The organism is Fusobacterium ulcerans, from assembly GCF_003019675.1.
GTDB lineage: Bacteria > Fusobacteriota > Fusobacteriia > Fusobacteriales > Fusobacteriaceae > Fusobacterium_A > Fusobacterium_A ulcerans.
This window is the reverse complement of the sequence record NZ_CP028105.1, coordinates 2,566,360-2,584,532: the sequence shown is the minus strand read 5'-3', so window position 1 is coordinate 2,584,532 and position 18,173 is coordinate 2,566,360. Positions and strand designations below refer to the sequence as shown.

At 31.3% G+C, this 18,173-nt stretch carries 16 protein-coding genes; all 16 read right to left on the bottom strand.

Annotated features, from left to right (window positions below):
• Positions 1-96 precede the first annotated feature (96 nt).
• Positions 97-393 (bottom strand): cysteine-rich small domain-containing protein, encoded by a 297-nt coding sequence (locus C4N20_RS11975; protein ID WP_005976655.1) that lies wholly within the window; start codon positions 391-393, stop codon positions 97-99.
• 170 nt (positions 394-563) lie between these two features.
• A complete protein-coding gene (gene sfsA, locus C4N20_RS11970; protein ID WP_005976653.1) occupies positions 564-1,292 on the bottom strand; it encodes a DNA/RNA nuclease SfsA in 729 nt (242 codons plus the stop codon).
• A 65-nt stretch (positions 1,293-1,357) separates the two neighbouring features.
• Positions 1,358-1,768 carry an RrF2 family transcriptional regulator gene (locus C4N20_RS11965; RefSeq protein ID WP_005976651.1) on the bottom strand — a complete coding sequence of 137 codons (411 nt, stop codon included), beginning with the start codon at positions 1,766-1,768 and terminating at the stop codon, positions 1,358-1,360.
• Positions 1,769-1,874: 106 nt separating this feature from the next.
• Positions 1,875-2,735 (bottom strand): DUF1385 domain-containing protein, encoded by an 861-nt coding sequence (locus C4N20_RS11960; protein WP_172453952.1) that lies wholly within the window; start codon positions 2,733-2,735, stop codon positions 1,875-1,877.
• Positions 2,736-2,797: 62 nt separating this feature from the next.
• Positions 2,798-4,312 (bottom strand): PP2C family protein-serine/threonine phosphatase, encoded by a 1,515-nt coding sequence (locus C4N20_RS11955; protein WP_005976647.1) that lies wholly within the window; start codon positions 4,310-4,312, stop codon positions 2,798-2,800.
• Positions 4,312-5,304 (bottom strand): hypothetical protein, encoded by a 993-nt coding sequence (locus C4N20_RS11950; RefSeq protein ID WP_005976645.1) that lies wholly within the window; start codon positions 5,302-5,304, stop codon positions 4,312-4,314. Before C4N20_RS11950 ends, C4N20_RS11955 begins: the two co-directional genes overlap by 1 nt.
• A 13-nt stretch (positions 5,305-5,317) precedes the next feature.
• Positions 5,318-7,093: an excinuclease ABC subunit UvrC gene (gene uvrC / locus C4N20_RS11945; protein ID WP_040490658.1), complete on the bottom strand. Its 1,776-nt coding sequence runs from the start codon at positions 7,091-7,093 to the stop codon at positions 5,318-5,320.
• 8 nt (positions 7,094-7,101) lie between these two features.
• On the bottom strand, positions 7,102-7,956 hold the full coding sequence (gene rapZ, locus C4N20_RS11940) for an RNase adapter RapZ (protein WP_005976640.1): 855 nt from the start codon (positions 7,954-7,956) through the stop codon (positions 7,102-7,104).
• A 232-nt stretch (positions 7,957-8,188) separates the two neighbouring features.
• Complete coding sequence (gene argS, locus C4N20_RS11935; protein WP_005976639.1) at positions 8,189-9,901, bottom strand: arginine--tRNA ligase; 1,713 nt, start codon at positions 9,899-9,901, stop codon at positions 8,189-8,191.
• Positions 9,902-10,266: 365 nt separating this feature from the next.
• The gene (gene aspS, locus C4N20_RS11930) at positions 10,267-12,054 is read right to left on the bottom strand and encodes an aspartate--tRNA ligase (protein WP_005976637.1); all 1,788 of its coding nucleotides are present in this window, start codon (positions 12,052-12,054) and stop codon (positions 10,267-10,269) included.
• A 27-nt stretch (positions 12,055-12,081) separates the two neighbouring features.
• Positions 12,082-13,329 carry a histidine--tRNA ligase gene (hisS, locus tag C4N20_RS11925; RefSeq protein ID WP_005976635.1) on the bottom strand — a complete coding sequence of 416 codons (1,248 nt, stop codon included), beginning with the start codon at positions 13,327-13,329 and terminating at the stop codon, positions 12,082-12,084.
• 17 nt (positions 13,330-13,346) lie between these two features.
• Positions 13,347-14,576, bottom strand: coding sequence for a replication-associated recombination protein A (locus C4N20_RS11920; RefSeq protein WP_005976633.1), 1,230 nt, complete (start codon positions 14,574-14,576; stop codon positions 13,347-13,349).
• A gap of 65 nt (positions 14,577-14,641) precedes the next feature.
• Positions 14,642-14,866, bottom strand: a complete 225-nt coding sequence (gene secG / locus C4N20_RS11915; RefSeq protein ID WP_005976631.1) for a preprotein translocase subunit SecG — start codon at positions 14,864-14,866, stop codon at positions 14,642-14,644.
• 86 nt (positions 14,867-14,952) lie between these two features.
• A complete protein-coding gene (locus tag C4N20_RS11910) occupies positions 14,953-15,693 on the bottom strand; it encodes a DUF4253 domain-containing protein (protein ID WP_005976629.1) in 741 nt (246 codons plus the stop codon).
• A 156-nt stretch (positions 15,694-15,849) separates the two neighbouring features.
• Positions 15,850-17,157, bottom strand: coding sequence for a PhoH family protein (locus C4N20_RS11905; protein ID WP_005976627.1), 1,308 nt, complete (start codon positions 17,155-17,157; stop codon positions 15,850-15,852).
• Positions 17,158-17,246: 89 nt separating this feature from the next.
• Positions 17,247-18,173: an NAD(P)/FAD-dependent oxidoreductase gene (locus C4N20_RS11900; RefSeq protein ID WP_005976625.1), complete on the bottom strand. Its 927-nt coding sequence runs from the start codon at positions 18,171-18,173 to the stop codon at positions 17,247-17,249.

Genomic DNA, 18,173 nt, shown 5'->3' with positions numbered 1-18,173 from the left:
TTTATTACTGTCTTCCCAATAAGCTACTATATTTTATATATAAATTCCAGTAATTAAGCAGTTAATGATTTTAACTGCTGTAATTACCTGAATGTTTTATTTTTTGCTTTCTTCTTCTTTTTTCTTGTCTAAATATTCTTTTTGTACTCTTTCTATAACATCAAGCATCTTCTTTTGAATGTGAGCATACCCAACTTCTTTAATATGAGGAAGATTACAATTTGAACAGTCCTTTATTCCATGGGGAGTATATTTAAAATTTCCTCCGCATTCCTCTCCCATCATATATAGAGGACAATAACAGAACATACAGTTAAAATCTTCTAAATTTTTCATTTCGTGACATGGAAAAAATTCACATTCTTTATGATGTATAAATTTATAATTATTCATTAAAGATACCTCCTACTTTACATCTTACTTTAACTATACCCCTTTTAAGAGATTAAATCAAGAAAAACATTGCTGTAAAATATTTTTTACATTTTTCTTGCTTTATTAATTATTTAAATATTCCCTTTTTCTACTTTTTAATTTAACTTTTTCTGTCTGGCATCATCAAATTATCTTTCTTCTTTTGATAATATTTTTATCTCTTTATCCTCATACATTATGTTTCCATCTTTTAAGAAAAATTGAACTGGATATACTTCTACTCCTTTTTCAATAGCTTCATAAAATAATTCTGAAAATTTTGGATCAGTTTCCCATTTAGGTCTGAAGGTATCTGATTCTCTAAATACAAGAAGCAGTACAGCAGCCCTGTCTCCACTCTCTTTTATTTTCATCAGCTCTTTTAAGTGCTTTTGAGCTCTCGTACTAGGTGCATCTGGAAACATTGCTTTTTTATTCAGTGAAAGAGAGACTCCTTTTACTTCCACCCAGATTTTTTTATCATCTTTTTCTATAAGATAATCTATACGGCTGTCTCCATATTTTACTTCAGCTTTTATATTACTATATTTTCCAAAGGGAGATAATTTCTCATCTCTTAAAAATTTTTCTGATATATATCTATGATAAGATGAATTTATCAAAATATCTTCTTTATCATCTGAAAGAGCTGATATTACATCCCATTGAGTTTTTCTTATACTTCCCTCTTTAGCTTTTTTTATACCTATACTGTTATCTGTAAAAAGAAGCTCTCTTATCCTCCCTGAATCATGTACATGGCATGTCACCACACTATTATCTTCCAATTTTACATCTGCCACAAATCTATTAGGCCTCTCTACAAATTTTCCTCTTTTGTCTATTCCTATTTCATAAATTAATTTTCCTTTTCTCATTTATATATCTCCTAATGTAAAATAAGGCTGACTAAATATAGTCAGCCTTTATTTCCTATTTTTTATTAATATTTTCCATCAGCTAAATCTCTGAAGTTTACATCTTGTAATCTAGATATAAATTGTGATTCTATATCTTTCAATATTCTATGCACCCCACAGTTACCTTTTCTTAAAGTGCAACTCTCTGGCGATTCCAAACAATCTTTGATGCAGATATTTCCTTCAATTGATTCGATTGCATCTTTTAAAGTTATTTCGCTGCTGTCTTTTTTTAGTTTATACCCACCCTTAGCTCCTTTAAAAATTAAAACCAAATCAGCTTTTTCTAATTTTTTAAGTATTCTTAGGCTGAATAAATGAGGAATTTCCTCTTTCTCTGAAATTTCATTTGAAGAAATAATTCTATTATCCCCATTTATTGTTAAATACAATAGTATTCTAAATACGTATTCAATTTCATTTTTCAGTCTCATTTCAGTCTCCTATGTTTCTATAAGTAAATTTATATACTGATTTTTGCACACTATACCTCACAATTATATCATACCATCTAAAGAATAACAATATTTTTTCTCTAATTTAACCTTCAATTTCAGTAGCATTTTCCACTTTTTCACCTAAAGCGGCCTTTATTGCTACAATCGCAACTTCTAATTGCAACAGGTCTGGTTCTTTTGTTGTTATTCTTTGTAAAGATAATCCTGGAAATGCTAGTGCTCTTACCCATATTTTATCTAAATGATTGCTGCTATATCTCTGTATTTCATAAGATATCCCAGCTATAAGAGGCATTAATATTACTCTCAATACTACTTTTGTTATTACTTTTTCTATTCCATTTGCTGGAACTGGTAGTATAAAATCCATACATGAAAATACTATAATTGATATGAGCATTACTATTAATAGAAAACTTGTTCCACATCTAGGATGAAGTGTTGTAAATCCTTTTGCATTTTCTGGTGTAAGATCCATTTGATTTTCATAAGCATAAATAGATTTATGTTCTGCTCCATGATATTCATAGACTCTTTTTACATCTTTTGAAAATGATATTATCCATATATAAAAGACAAAAAATGCAAGTCTCAATACTGCTTCTAATAAATTAGAATATATTCTATTATCTGCAAAAACAAAACTGCTGATAAGAGATGGAAAAACTACAAATAACCCTATCCCTAATCCCAATGATACTATTGTTGTCATTACTGCTTCTTTTTGTGAAAGCTGCTTTTCTTCTTCCTCTTCTGACTGGTTTGCAGAAAATGTAAGCTCCTTTATCCCAAGTACCAATGCATCAAAAAGAGTCACTGCTCCTCTGACAAATGGTATCTTTGCAAGCTTATTTCTTTTTCCGCCTACTTTGATTTTCTTATATACTATTTCTCCTGAGGGTTTTCTTACTGCTGTTGCCAGCCATTCAGGGCTTCTCATCATTACACCCTCAATAACTGCCTGCCCTCCTATGCTAACTCTTTCTGCCAATTTCCTCACCTTTCTTAAAGATTGCTTTTAAGTATAACAAATGTCAAGTCATCTACCTGTTCATAATCTCCTCTGAATTTATTCAATTCTTCCAGTATAGCTGTTTTTATCTCTTCAGGTCTCTTTAATTTGTTTTGATAAACTACTTCTTTAAGTTTATTTATACCAAACATATCTTTATTTTTATTCTCTGTTTCATTTATTCCATCTGTGTAGAAGATTACTATATCTCCTTTGCCAAGTTTGATTTCACCCTGCTTGTATTTATAATCATTCAAAAATCCAATTGCTACACCTTTTACTGTATGAAGCTCAACAGTATCAGTCTCTGCTCTATATACTACCAGAGGATTGTGTCCAGCATTTGAATAATGCAAGGTTTTTGTATTTTTATTATATTTACTATGCATCATTGTAATAAACATATCCTCTGTTATATCAGGATATATAATTCTATTCAATTCATTTAAGTTTTCAGCTGGTCCTGTATCTCCTGTTATTGTTACTGTTTTCAATACAGATCTTCCTAAAGCCATCAAAAAGGCAGCTGGAACTCCTTTACCACTGACATCTGCTATTGTTATAGAGAAATTATCATCATCAAGAATAGTATAATCATAATAATCTCCACCAATTTCTTTTGCAGGTTCAAAATAGTTTGCGATTTCCAATCCAAAAACTTCATCTATATCTTCTGGAAGTATTTTCTTTTGGATTCTTGCTGCAACTTCCAATTCATTTGACATTCTTTCTTTAACAATAAGGTCTGCATATATCTGAGCATTGTTTATTGCTATGGAAACCTGTATTACAAGAGCAGATATAGTTTCTTCATCTAAGTCAATAAGTTTATTTTTATCTTCAATCACATAAATAACTCCCAGTTCTTTTCCTTTTACTACCAAAGGAGAAATAACAACTACTTCATCCTTTTGTACTGCAAATCCTACTGACAGTTCTTCATATATCTTCTTAAAATCATTTCTTGTATATTCCTTTAATATCTCCTCTGGATAGGAAACTTCCCCTCTGAATTTTATAGCACCTTTTATTCTTTTATTTTTCAGTTTGCCGTTTTCCCAAAGGTAAAGAGATATTCTCTTTGCTCCTGTGAGCACAAAATATGCATCCAAAATTATATTTATAATTTTATCAACTTCTAATATAGATAATACTGCTCTGGAAAGAGAGTTTAAATTAGATAGATTTTCAACCCTTCTTTCAAGTATATGATTACTGTATTCCAGCTGAGTTGATTTTGTTACAAGTGCATCATATGTAACTTCCAGTTCTTTTCTATATTCTCTCAGTTCTTCTATGGAGTTTTCCAACTCCAGTTCCTGCTTGATTATTTTGTTCAACGTTTCTGTATATTCATCTTTAAGTATATCTGGGATGTCTTCTATATCTTTCTTAGCTCTAAGACTTGTAAGTATCCTAATTATATCTCCAAAATGTTCCTTCTCCTGTCTTTTTAAAACATAAAAAAATAAAATTAATAACAGAATCAGAAAAAATATATATAACATTAATTGATCCTCCATTGAGTTTCCTCATTTTCAATCTTTAAGATATCTCTTCCTTTTTCATTTTCCCTAACACTTGCTTTCTTCAAAATTACTTCTTTTGGTTTTACCATTTTAAAGTTTTTCAAATCTTTTATTTTTAACCCTTTTTCTTCATTTTCAAGGTTTTCTACAAGTGATGTCGGATCAGCAATATTTATAACACGCACTCCAAATTCATAGTCTTTTACATTTTCAGTAATCATCCCTTCTGCTAAAACTATTTTATCAGGTATAAGAGTTTCCCATATAGCTTTTTTCAAAATAATTACTGGAGATAAAATACTATCTTCTTTTTCAAATGTACCATCTGTATATAATGGAAGTCCAGTTTTCCCAGCTTCCTCTATATTAGAACTATTCACTTCTAAAATAAAATCATTTTCAATTGGTTCAAAAGTCTTTGAAATCATCTTTCTATTTTCAAATATTTCTTCCACTAGTTTCATTTTATCAAGTTCAGTGTAATAGTTTCCAAAATTATATTCATTCCCTCTCTTCAGATAATTTAACCAGTAATATACCTGCTTATTTAAATATTCCTGAAAAATCCCTGCATTTTCTGGATAACTTATATCTATTTTTGAATCTATAAATTCTTTTTCATCTTCAGTTAATTCAGAAGCAGGTTTATAATAAACTTTTTCTGACTCTCTAACATCTCTTTTACCTATATTTTTTATATCTTGGTATAACTCAAAAGGTATTATCAGGTTTATATCTTTATTATGAGCTACCATTTTTGACATAAGAACGCTGAATTTTTCATAAAAAGCATCCCTGTCTGAAGGTGTTTCTGGATAATCAAGTCTGTAAATTTTAAGTGTGTACTCTCCTTTTGGCATTTTGTTTGCAAATTCTACTACCTGGCTTTCGTCTCTCCTTGCAACAAGTTTCTGACATCCAGTCAGCATCAGCATAGTCAGTAAAAATACTACAAAGGCATTTTTCTTCATCATTTCCTCCAGTTTACTTTTTTCTTAATTTTTCTAAGATATTCTCTGCAACATTTCTAGGTACAAACCTTGAAAGAGACTCTATATCTTCTTTTGCTATTTTTGATACTGAGCCAAATTCTTTTAAAAGAACTGCTTTTCTCTTTTCTCCTATACCCTCTACCTCATCCAGTTCAGAAGACAGCACTCTCTTGCTTCTAAGTTTTCTATGGTATGTTATACCAAATCTATGTGCTTCATCTCTCACTCTTTGAAATATTTTTAATGCTTCCTGATCTTTTGAGAAAACATATGGTATATTTTCTCCATATTTATATACCTCTTCATCTCTTTTTGCTAAACTGAGAAGATCAGATATACCATCTTTACCTAATTCTCTAAAAACTTCCCCAGCAGCATTTATCTGCCCTAGTCCTCCATCTATAAGTATTACATCTGGAAATTCATTTTCTGGAAGTTTTCCATAGCGTCTTGTTATTACTTCTCTCATCATTGCAAAGTCATCTGGTGTGTCCTTACATGTGATCTTAAATTTTCTGTAATCCTGTTTTGAAGCTTTTCCTTCCACAGATACACTCATAGATGCTACAGCATCTTTACCCTGAATATTAGATATGTCAAAGCATTCAATTTTTCTAGGATATCTTTTAAGAGATAAAGTAGTATATATCTTGTAAAGTCCCTCTTCAATAACAGATTTTTTTCTGTAATGATTTTCTATATCTCTTATTAGATTGAGCTCTCCCATTTCTAAAAGTTCTTTTCTTCTGCTTTTTATCTTTGGAAAAAAGAATTCTATTTTTTTATTTTTATCCTTTTTTAAAGCTTCAAGCACTCTGCTGCTCTCATTTTCATATTCACTTGAAAACACTATATTTTGAGGTATTGGATGTTTATTATAAAATGCCATCACAACTACTTCAAGTATGTTCTCATATATTTTATCTTTTAAATCTATATTTGTCGAGATTTTTCCTAAAATTTTACCATCTCTCACATTTAATACACAGATGAATACTCTGTTATTTTCTTCTTTTATATTGAAAATATCCTCATCCAATTCTTTTCCATATTCAGTTATTTGATTATTTACAGTATTTTCTATTTCTTTTATCTGCTCTCTGTACATTATGGCTTCTTCAAACTTCATATCTTCAGAAGCTTTTTCCATTTTCTTTTTTAATTCCTCTATTACGCTTCTTCCCTGTCCTTTTAAAAGCTGCTTAGCCCCTTCTACAAGCTCATTATACTCTTCTTTTATATTTTTGTAAGTACAAGGACCAGGACACATCTTCATAAAATATTTAAGGCATGGTCTTGCATATACTTTATTCATATCTCTGTTGCAGTCTCTGATTTTAAATATCTTTACAATATTTTTTTTCAGATTCCATCCTCCCTGAGGATATGGACCAAAATACATTCCTGTTTTATTATCAAGAGCTCTTGTTGTTCTGATCATCTTGATATTTGGAAATGTTTCTCTGCTGATTTTTATATAGGGATATGTCTTCTCATCTTTTAAAGCTATATTATATTTAGGGCTGTACTTTTTTATAAGATTATTTTCAAGGACAAAAGCATCTATTTCACTATTGCATATAATAAATTCTATATCTTCTATATTTTTTACCAGTTCTTTAGTTTTTTCACTTTCATGCTCTCTGTTAAAATATGAAGATACTCTGTTTTTTAAGTTTTTAGCTTTTCCTACATAGATTATCTTGCCATTTTTTTTCATTAGATATACTCCTGGATTTTCAGGTATATCTATTTTTTTGATATCTATTTTACTTTCTACCAATTTCCTCTCTCTTTCTCTCTATGGCTAATATATACATTCAGTTTATCCTTTTTAGAAAGCTCTCTGTATAAAAGTGAAGCTAAAGTTACTGAACGATGTTTACCGCCGCTGCATCCTATACCGATAGTTAAGTGTTTCTTCCCTTCTTTTATATAATTAGGGATAAGAAATTCCATCAAATCCAAAAGTCTTGAAGCAAATTCCTGAGATACATCATATCCCATTACATAAGAAGACACCGCTTTATCTTCTCCAGTTTTTTCTTTTAATTCTTCTACATAGTAGGGGTTAGGAAGGAATCTTACATCAAAAAGAAGGTCAAGGTCAATGGGAATCCCGTATTTAAAACCAAATGACTGTACATGAATATTTATATCTTTTGTTTCTCCATCTACCATGAGTATTTCTCTTACTCTTTCTGACAGCTCTTTAGGTTTTATATAACTTGTGTCTATTATTCCAGTTGCAGCCTCTCTTATAGGAAACATTATCTCTCTTTCTCTTTGAACACTTTCTAAAAGAGTGTCAGCTTCCAATGGATGTCTTCTTCTAGTCAGATTATATCTGTTAAGTATTATCTCTTCAGAAGCTTCAATAAAAATAAGTGAATAGTCTATCTCTGCTTTTTTCATTTCAAGTAAAAGCTGAAAAAATTCATCTACTTTTTTAAATGAACGAATATCTATTCCTAATCCTAATTTTTCAATAGAAGTGTTAATAAAAAAATTTCCTACTTCACAAGGAAGATTATCTACAACATAATAACCCATATCTTCCATTGTATTCAATGCAGTAGTTTTTCCTGCTCCGCTTAATCCACTTACTATTACTATCTTATTTTTCCCCATAACTTCACCATGCTTTTTATTTGATATTTTTCATTCCTTAAAACTTAACTTTTTTGTACTAAATAATTCTTTTTCTATCCTTATTATATCACAAAAACAACATTCTTTACATTTTTAACCATTTTTTTCTTTTGATGGTACAAAAAAATGACTTAGATTTTATTTCTAAGCCATTTCATTTTCTTTTAAAACATTTATCTTCTTTAAAGTAAGAAAATAAATTAAATTTCACTTACATTCTATCCAGAGTTTTTATTCCAAGCAGAGATAATCCATCCTTAATAGTTTCTCCTGTTATCTTAGCTATAAGTGCTCTTGAATATAAAATCTCATCTTCCTGATTTAATATTGGACAGCTGTTGTAGAAACTATTAAATTTCTTAGAAAGCTCAAATAAATAATCTGCAATTATATTTGGCTTAAATGTTTCAGAAGCTTTTAGCACAGCCATTGGAAATGCTGTTATATGATCAGCTAATGCTCTTTCTAGTTTATCTTCTATTTTTATTTCTTTACTGTAATCTACATTTTTTCCTTCACTTTCAGCTTTTCTTAATATAGATTGGATTCTTGCATAAGAATACTGAAGATAAGGAGCGGTATTTCCTTCAAAAGTCAGAATTTTATCCCATTCAAATATAATAGGACTTTGTCTGTTTTGAGAAAGGTCGGCATATTTTATTGCCCCTACTCCAACTATTTCTGCTATTTTATCCTTTTCTTCTTCAGACAAACTAGGATTTTTCTCCTGTACTATTTCATAAGCTCTTTTCTTTCCTTCATCTAGAAGCTGCTCAAGTCTTATTACATTTCCTTTTCTAGTTGAGAATACTCCATCAGCAAATCTCATTATCCCAAACCAGATGTGATGTTTCTCTACATTCCATCCAAGCATATCTGTTATTCTGAAGAACTGCTTGAAGTGATCCTGTTGTCTTTCATCAGTAAGATATATAAGTTTATTTATGTTATAAGTTTCTCTTCTGAATTTGATAGTAGCTATATCAGATGTTGAATAAAGAAAAGCTCCATCTTTCTTTTGTACTATACATGGGAAAAGATTGTCTTCTTCTGGAAAGAATACAACTTTAGCTCCATCATCTTCTACAGCCAATTTTTTTTCTACAAGTTCCTCTACTACTCCCTGCATTATAGGGTGGTAAAAAGATTCTCCATAGTATGTATCAAAATGAACACCCAATCTTTTATAAAGTTTATCATACTCATCTAATGATACTTTTATAAATTCTTTCCAAAGAGCAAAGTTTTCAGCATCTCCATCTTGAAGTTTCTTTAATTCAAGTCTTGCTTCCTCTTCAAGTTCTGGCTCAGTTTCAGACAGCTTAGAAAACTCTACATAAACTCTTTCTAACTCTTCAATAGGATTTTCTTTATAAGCTTCTTTATTCAGCCATCTTCTGTATCCAATGATAAGTTTCCCAAACTGTGTTCCCCAGTCTCCTATATGATTATCAGCTACTATATGATAACCTAGATATTTGTAGATTCTTCTGATCGAATCTCCTATTATTGTTGATCTTAGATGCCCTATATGCATTCTTTTAGCTATATTTGGCGAAGAGTAATCTATTATTACATCTCCCTCTCTATTCAAGAAAGAAAAATCATATTCTTCTGTTCTTGATTTTTTTAAAAGCTCTCCAAGATACTCGCTTTTTAAAAATATATTGATAAATCCAGGTCCTGCTATTTCTAATTTTTCAATAACATTATTTTCTTCAAGATTATCAAGAACCTCTTGAGCTATAACTCTTGGATTTTTACCTATTATTTTAGAATTCATCATTGCAAAATTTGTCTGGAAATCTCCAAATTTTTCATTTGTAGCAACAGATACTTCTACTTTTTTTGTTTCCTTTTCACTATATAGTTTCTTTATTGTATTTTCAAAAATTTTTGCTATCTCTCTATCTATGATAAGCACTATTCCACCTCACACTTTATTTATTTCTCTTCAAAATATCAGTCAAATAAAAAAGGGACACAAAGTCCCAAAAGAATAACTCCAACCTACCGCCTTCAGTACAGTTTTAGTCGCCAAACCCAAAAGTGGTAGTCAGTTATATAAAGCATACAGAGTCCGTAAAACAACTTAAGCTTTAAGATGATCGTGACTTTGCTGAGTTACTATATACAGCGCCAACCCCATGACGACATTAGGCCCAAAACCTCGTGAAAATAGCGAGTAGGTCAGAAACATTTATTCTTATAATGGAATTATATCATTATTTTATTTTTTTTTCAACATTTTAAAGTTCTTTTTTATTCAATAATTCGTTTTTTCTATAATTATTGATTTTTTTCTTCTACATAAGTACTTTTTAAATATAATTCTTCCAACTGCCCATCATCCACTTCTCCAGGAGCTTCTGTCATTAGACATTGTCCTTTATTTGTTTTAGGGAATGGAATAACGTCTCTTATAGAATTTTCTTTAAGCATTACCATCAGCCATCTGTCTAATCCAAATGCAAGCCCTCCATGAGGTGGTGCTCCATATTTAAATGCATCAAGGAAGAATCCAAATTTAGTCTTAGCTTCTTCAGGTGTAAGTCCTAATCTGTCAAATACTTTAGATTGAATTTCTGGATTGAATATTCTGATAGAACCTCCACCAATTTCAAATCCATTAAGTACCATGTCATATGTATTAGTTCTGATATTTTCAGTTTGTCCATTTAAGAAAGCATTTAAATCTTCATCTTTTATTGAAGTGAATGGATGATGCTCAGCCTTATATCTTTTCTCTTCCTCATCATATTGGAACATAGGGAAATCTACTACCCATAGGAATTTAAATTCGTCAGGATTGATAAGATTAAATTCTTTTCCTATTCTAGTTCTGATAGCTCCTAAAGCTCCATATACTACTTTTGCTTTGTCAGCTATAATAAGGATGATATCTCCTTTTACAGCTCCTGTTGTTTCTACTATAGCTTTCATTTCATCTTCTGAAAGGAATTTAGCTATTGGAGAGTTTATACCCTCTTCAGTTATTTTTATGTAAGCCATTCCTTTAGCACCAAAATATCTTTTAGCATGCTCTTCATATTCTCCAATAATTTTTCTAGAGAATCTCTCTGCTCCCTGAGGTGCAACTACAGCTTTTACTATTCCGCCATTTGCTACAGTTTCTTGGAAAGCTTTAAATCCTGAATTTCTTACTATTTCAGTTAAATCTTTAAGTTCTACACCAAATCTAATATCTGGTTTATCAGAACCAAATCTTGACATTGCTTCTGCATAAGGCATTTTTTGGAAAGTATAGTTAACCTCTTCTCCAGTAATAGCAGTAAATACATCTTTAGCAAGTCCTTCTATAGTTCTCATTACATCTTCCATAGTTACGAAAGACATCTCTATATCCAATTGTACAAATTCAAATTGTCTGTCTGCTCTAAGGTCTTCATCTCTGAAACATTTAGCTAATTGGAAATATCTTTCTATTCCCCCAATCATCAATAATTGTTTGAATAATTGTGGTGATTGTGGAAGTGCATAGAAGTCTCCTGGGCTTATTCTGCATGGAACTAGGAAGTCTCTAGCTCCCTCAGGTGTAGATTTTGTAAGTAAAGGAGTATCTATATCCAAGAATCCTTCTTTATCCATGTAGTTTCTTATTGCCATAATCATTTTATGTCTCATTTTAAGGTTATGAAGCATTCTTGATCTTCTGATATCAAGATATCTATATTTCAATCTGATATTTTCATTAAGATTATCATCTATTCCTGAGATTTGGAAAGGAAGAACATCACAGCTGTTTAATACTGTAAGTTCTTTAGCAAAAACTTCTATATCTCCTGTAGGCATATTTGGATTTTTACTTTGTCTTTCTTTTACTTCTCCAACTATTCTTATAACTGATTCATTTTTAAGTTTTTGAGCCTGCTCAACTACATCTTTAGGCGCTACATCTATGTCAAAGATGACCTGTGTTTTTCCTTCTCTGTCTCTCATATCCACAAAAGTCAACCCACCAAGGTCTCTCTTTGTGTCTACCCAACCAGAAAGAATTACTTCCTGTCCTATATTCTCTTTTCTCAATTCACCTAAATTATGAGTTTTATAAATCATAACTATCCTCTCCTTAAAATTTTTCCTCTATCTAGATTCTTTAATTATTTCCATTGCTTTTTCAAATGATAACTCTTCCTGAGTTCTGTTAGCAAAATCTTTTAAAACAACTGTTCCTTTATTAATTTCATCTTCTCCAGCTATTATACAATATTTTACTCCAAGTTTATCAGCTTTTTTCATGTGAGATTTCATACCTTTAGAATTGAAGTCTACAAAAGTTTTTACTCCTGCATCTCTCAATACTTTAGTTATTTTTATACCAAAATCTTTTGCTTCATCTCCAAGCCAAGCTACATAGACATCAGGACTGTTGCTAGGATATTCTTCCAACAACATCATCATTCTTTCCACTCCAGCTGCAAATCCTACTGCTGGAATATCCTTGTCACCTAACTGTTTCAGAAGATTGTCATATCTTCCTCCTCCTAATACAGTTCCCTGTGCTCCAAGTTTATTAGTAACTATTTCATAAACTGTACTTGAATAATAATCAAGCCCTCTTACTAATTTTGGATCTTCAACATATTTTATTCCAAAAATATCAAGATATTTTTTTACATCTTCATAATGAGCTCTTTCTTCTTCTGTAAGAGAATCTATTATACTAGGAGCTTCTTTTGTAAGCTCTTTACATTTTTCTACTTTACAGTCAAGGACTCTTAGTGGGTTTTTTTCCATTCTCATTTGGCAGTCTTCACATAATTCTTCTTTAATAGGGTTAAGAAAATTTAACAATTTTTCTCTGTACTGTGTACGAGAAGCTGTTGTTCCAACTGAGTTAATATGAACTTCAAGATCACTTATTCCTAATTTTTCAAGAAGTGTATAACTCATTGCTATTACTTCTGCATCTAATATAGGTGAACTTTCTCCTAATACTTCTACCCCTATCTGGTTGAATTCTCTCTGTCTTCCAGCTTGTGGTCTTTCATATCTGAACATTGATCCATTGTAATAATATCTTGTTACCTCTTCTTTTCCATAGATACCATTCTCAAGATATGATCTTACTACTGATGCAGTGTTTTCTGGTCTTAGAGTTATACTTCTTTCCCCTCTGTCTTTAAATGTATACATTTCTTTCTCTACAACATCAGTTCCTTCTCCAATTCCTCTTTTGAACAGATCAGTTTCTTCAAATATTGGAGTTTTTATATATGTATACCCATAATTTTCAAATACTTCCTGAGCCATTTTAGATATGTATGTATATTTTACTGCCTCTTCTCCATAGATATCTTTAGTTCCTCTAACAGCTTTTATAAGCTTCATTATTCTCACCTCTTATATTATTTTCCCCATAGTTTTTCCATTTTTTCTTTTATAAGTTTCTCATTTTTATTATCCCCAGGGACATAGTACTCTCTCTTTTTAGCAGTATAATTCTGCTTTACAAAGTTTCCAGCATAGTCGTGAGGATATTTGTATCCTTTTGCATTATGGCATATAGTCAAAGGTACTGTTTCCATATCTCCTTTTTCTATATCTTCCATTACTTTATTTATTCCCATATAGCATGAGTTGCTCTTTGTAGATATAGAAAGATATATTACCGCCTGAGCAAGTATTATTTTTACTTCGGGCATACCTATTTTTTCACTGGCTGCCATTGCACTGCTGGCTATAAGCATAGCTTCTGGATTTGCCATCCCTACATCTTCACTGGCATGTATCATTATTCTTCTTGCTATATATCTTGGATCCTCTCCTCCATGGAGAAGTCTTCCCAGCCAGTAAAGAGCTGCATCAGGATCACTTCCTCTCATACTCTTAATCAAAGCTGATATTAAATTATATTTATCTTCTGCTTTATGATACGAAGACTGCCTCTGTCTGAATATATCCAGAACTTCTTCATCTTCTAAATCCATACAGCTATTTTGATAAAGTTCCAGATAGTTTATGGCTATTCTGCTGTCTCCTTGTGAAATATCCAGTATACACTCTATTACTTCCTTTGATATCTTTTCTTCCAGTCCTATATACTTTACTCCTTTTTCAAGTATTTCTCTGATATTATCTCTGCTCAAAGATTTGAACTCAAATATCATCACTCTTGATAATAAAGCGTTGTTCAGACTGTAATAAGGATTTTCTGTAGTAGCTCCTATAAGAGTCAGTATTCCTGACTCGCAGTATGAAAGAAGTGCGTCCTGCTGAAGTTTGTTGAATCTATGTATCTCATCTAAAAACAGGATAGTTTTTTTACCATAAAATTCAAGATTTTTCTTGGCTTTCTCTACAATCTCACGCAGGTCGTTAAGACTGGCAACAGTTGCATTTAGAGTTTCAAAGTTACTGTCAAGAGTTTTAGAGATTATCTCTCCCAGTGAACTTTTTCCACATCCTGGTGGTCCAAAAAAAATAGAATTTGATATGCTCTGTTTCTCTATTAATTTTCTTAAAACTCCACCTTTTCCCAATATTTTTTCCTGACCTATAAAATCATCTAAATTAGTAGGTCTGAGTCTTAGAGCTAAAGGCTTTATTTTATCATAATTACTTTCAAATAGATTCATCTCATCACAACCATTTTATTTTTTGACAAAAAAAGCGTATTGATAAAACAATACGCCTCTTCCTTCTATTTTACTAAGTATAATAAAAGTGCACTGACAATAAATAGTACTGCAACTACTTGAGTTGCTTTAGCTAAAGGCCCACCGTCTTTTGATATTCCAAACACAGTATTTGAAGCTCCCATTCCCATGCTTGCTGACATTCCGTGGCTCCTATCAGGCTGTATAAGCACTAATATTATAAGCGCTATAGCAAATATAAAAAGCATTATCGTAAATAATGTTTCCATAATTCTCCTCCTAAACTTCTTCTCTTATATTAAATACAATAAATTATATCACAGATAGTTAAAATATTAAAGTATAAACTTTTATTTTAATCCCACCAAAAATACCATACATGAGAATTTCTAAGACAGCTTGCAAGAGAACGAATATCCCCGCATCCCTGCATAACTATGTCGTAACAAAAGGCAAATTGTTCCTCTGCTAATTCTTCAAGTTCTTCATTTTCTTTTAAAGGTTTATCCACATATAATTCCCAGTTGTCATATGTCACAGCTCCAGGCACAGCACCATATTTCTCATACCAGAATTTAAAAACTGCTGCCTGCTCTGCTGGTGTGGGGCAGTCATTGAATCCCCCCATAGGAAGCCAAACTGCTGCTTTCCAAGGCTCAGACTCAGGTATTTTTACTATTACAACCTCTGGAAAGGGTATTTCATCAGCATCAGCAAATGTTATAAACTCATTTGACGGTTCACTGTATTTAAAGTTTCCAGTTACATCATCACCATTATGCATATCGCTGTATTCGTCAAAACGTTCTTTCAAAAATTCTGATACATCTATGCTTTCTGCTTCTTTTAAAGCTTTTTCCCGAAATTCTTTTATTCCATTTTGAGATTCTTCCACATCATAATCTTCATATATAAAACTAAGAGTCTCTGCTAAAATATCACTTGGGACTATTATTAATGGTGTAAAATTTTCCTTTTTTCCTATTTCTTTCAATTCCTTATATCTTCTCATTATTACATTGTTGTTTTCTTCATCTTCAAATATTTCATATTTGCAATTTAAAAATCTCAATATTTCTTGGCAATTACTAGTCATTTTCCCTCCTGGAGCTTTTTTATACATGTATTAATTATACAATAGAATTATGAATTTGTCCTAAAAAAATATTTGTTTCTAAACACTTCTTTTATTCTTAAAATAATTTAGATAAAGTAAAAGGCAGCCAAATGACTGCCCCTGTTATTTAAAATTTTATAATAATTTTACTGCTATTTCAGCAAGTTTAGATCTTTCACCTTTTTTCAAAGTAACATGTCCTACAATATCTTCAGTTTTCAGCCTGTCAGCTAAATATGTCAATCCATTTGTATTAGAATCAAGATAAGGATTATCTATCTGCTGAGGGTCACCTGTAAATATCATCTTAGTATTTTCTCCAGCTCTTGTTACTATAGTTTTTATTTCCAATGGAGTAAGATTCTGTGCCTCATCAATTATAATAAGTCCTCTTGGTATACTTCTTCCTCTAATATATGTCAGAGCTTCTATTTTTAATATACCCATAGCTTCTAGTCCTTCTACAACTTTCTCTCCAGTTTTATCATCTTTTGCTTCACTTAGAAAGTCTATATTATCAAAGATAGGCTGCATCCAAGGTTTTAATTTCTCTTTTTCACTTCCTGGAAGGTATCCAAGATCTTTACCCATAGGAATAATTGGTCTTGCTATCAATAATTTTTTATATTTTTTTCTTTCAACTACCAATTCCAATCCTGTTGCTATGGCTAAAAGCGTTTTTCCTGTTCCGGCTCCTCCTACGAGAGTAACTACCTTTATATTTTCATCCATCAGAAGATCCATAGCAAATCTCTGTTCATCATTTCTTGCTCTAAGTCCCCATGCACTGCTGTCTCCAAGAAGAAACTTTTTGATTTTTCCATTGTCATATCTTCCAGTGAGGATATTTCCCTTGCAATTCAACTTAAAGAAACAATTTGGTGTTGGAACAATATCTTCTCTTCCTAAATCTGCAAAATCCATCTTACCATTTTTTTCATATTGTCCAAATGTCTTGCTGTCTACTTCTACTTCATAAAATCCATCATACAGTTCTGTATAATCTACCATATCTGTAGAATAGTCTTCCACTTCAAGTCCCAAAGCATCCGCTTTGATTCTCATATTTATATCTTTTGTTACTATTATAACTCTCTTGTCTGGATTATCTTTTTTTATTCCCAGTGTTACTGAAATAATGTAGTTGTCTACAATATCTCTTTTTAAAACTTCTGGCAGAAGATTCATATCATTTTTAATTTCAACTCTGAAAAATATATCATTTTTCAGCTCTACTCCTTTAAAAAGACTTCCTTCTTTTCTGATTTCATCTAAAACTCTTGAAGCCAATCTGGCCTGCATAGCTGTATTCTGATTTCTTTTAAGCTTATCTATCTCCTCTATAACATAGATAGGCAGAATAACATCATTACCTCTAAAGTTATAAATACAATAAGGATCATGAATAAGTATATTGGTATCTAGTATGAATGTTTTTCTCATATGTAATCAGCTCCTTTTTTAAGATCCTGCTTAGGATCACATTTCGGCTTATTATAAGATACCATATTTTTATCAAATTTCCTCTTTTTTTATTTCTTTTTTAAGATTTCCTTGATAGCTTCCATAGCAGCTACAGTCCCATCAGCTACAGCAGTTGTCACTTGTCTTACTACTCCTGATCTTATATCTCCTGCTGCATACATTCCTTCTATATTGATTTTTAATCCATCTTTTGTTACAATATTCCCTTGATTATCCAGATCAGCAAATTCTCCATACATCTCTGTATTGTTTTTAGTTCCTAAATAAAGAAATGCAAAGTCAGAAGGATAGTTTTTTGTCTCTCCATCTTTTTCTATCACAAGCTTCTCTACATACTCTCCACCTTTTATTTCAAGAAGTTTTGCGTCTGTTATTATTTCTACTTTTCCAGAAGCAGTAAGAGCATCTAAAGTATCTTTGTGACATTTAAATTCTTTTTCATTTACAAATATCTTTATAGTTTTTGAAAACTTTGTAAGAAAAAGTGCTTCTTCTGCGACTTCTTCTCCCTGTCCTAATAGAGATACATTAAGATTTTTAGTAAAAGCTCCATCACAAGTAGCACAATATGATACCCCTTTACCTAAAAATTCCTCTTCTCCCTTTAGTTTTTTATTTCCATTTTTTCCAGTTCCTGTTGCTATTATTACAACCTTTGCTTTAAAATTTCCTTTATCTGTTTTTACTATTTTGCTTTCAGTGTCTGAGTATACATCAAAACCTAAAAGAGTTGCACTTAAAAATTCAGCTCCAAACTTTTCAGCCTGCTTTTTCATTAAAGTGTAAAGTTCTTTTCCAGATATACCTTCTGGAAATCCTGGATAATTATCTATCTTATGAGCCATAAGAAGACTTCCTATCCCTTCGCTTTCAATTATTAATGTACTCAATTTTGATCTTCCAACATATATTCCAGCTGTAAGGCCTGCTGGGCCACCGCCAATTATTATAACATCATATATTTTTTCATTCAT

What these genes read in the sequence shown, in the direction of transcription:
- C4N20_RS11955 (WP_005976647.1), bottom strand. Translation starts at nt 4,312, where the DNA reads ATGTTATATATATTTTTTCTGATTCTGTTATTAATTTTATTTTTTTAT.
- C4N20_RS11960 (WP_172453952.1), bottom strand. Translation starts at nt 2,735, where the DNA reads ATGATGAGAAGCCCTGAATGGCTGGCAACAGCAGTAAGAAAACCCTCA.
- C4N20_RS11905 (WP_005976627.1), bottom strand. Translation starts at nt 17,157, where the DNA reads ATGAGAAAAACATTCATACTAGATACCAATATACTTATTCATGATCCT.
- C4N20_RS11920 (WP_005976633.1), bottom strand. Translation starts at nt 14,576, where the DNA reads ATGAATCTATTTGAAAGTAATTATGATAAAATAAAGCCTTTAGCTCTA.
- rapZ (WP_005976640.1), bottom strand. Translation starts at nt 7,956, where the DNA reads ATGGGGAAAAATAAGATAGTAATAGTAAGTGGATTAAGCGGAGCAGGA.
- aspS (WP_005976637.1), bottom strand. Translation starts at nt 12,054, where the DNA reads ATGATTTATAAAACTCATAATTTAGGTGAATTGAGAAAAGAGAATATA.
- hisS (WP_005976635.1), bottom strand. Translation starts at nt 13,329, where the DNA reads ATGAAGCTTATAAAAGCTGTTAGAGGAACTAAAGATATCTATGGAGAA.
- C4N20_RS11975 (WP_005976655.1), bottom strand. Translation starts at nt 393, where the DNA reads ATGAATAATTATAAATTTATACATCATAAAGAATGTGAATTTTTTCCA.
- C4N20_RS11910 (WP_005976629.1), bottom strand. Translation starts at nt 15,693, where the DNA reads ATGACTAGTAATTGCCAAGAAATATTGAGATTTTTAAATTGCAAATAT.
- C4N20_RS11965 (WP_005976651.1), bottom strand. Translation starts at nt 1,768, where the DNA reads ATGAGACTGAAAAATGAAATTGAATACGTATTTAGAATACTATTGTAT.
- sfsA (WP_005976653.1), bottom strand. Translation starts at nt 1,292, where the DNA reads ATGAGAAAAGGAAAATTAATTTATGAAATAGGAATAGACAAAAGAGGA.
- secG (WP_005976631.1), bottom strand. Translation starts at nt 14,866, where the DNA reads ATGGAAACATTATTTACGATAATGCTTTTTATATTTGCTATAGCGCTT.
- C4N20_RS11950 (WP_005976645.1), bottom strand. Translation starts at nt 5,304, where the DNA reads ATGAAGAAAAATGCCTTTGTAGTATTTTTACTGACTATGCTGATGCTG.
- C4N20_RS11900 (WP_005976625.1), bottom strand. Translation starts at nt 18,173, where the DNA reads ATGAATGAAAAAATATATGATGTTATAATAATTGGCGGTGGCCCAGCA.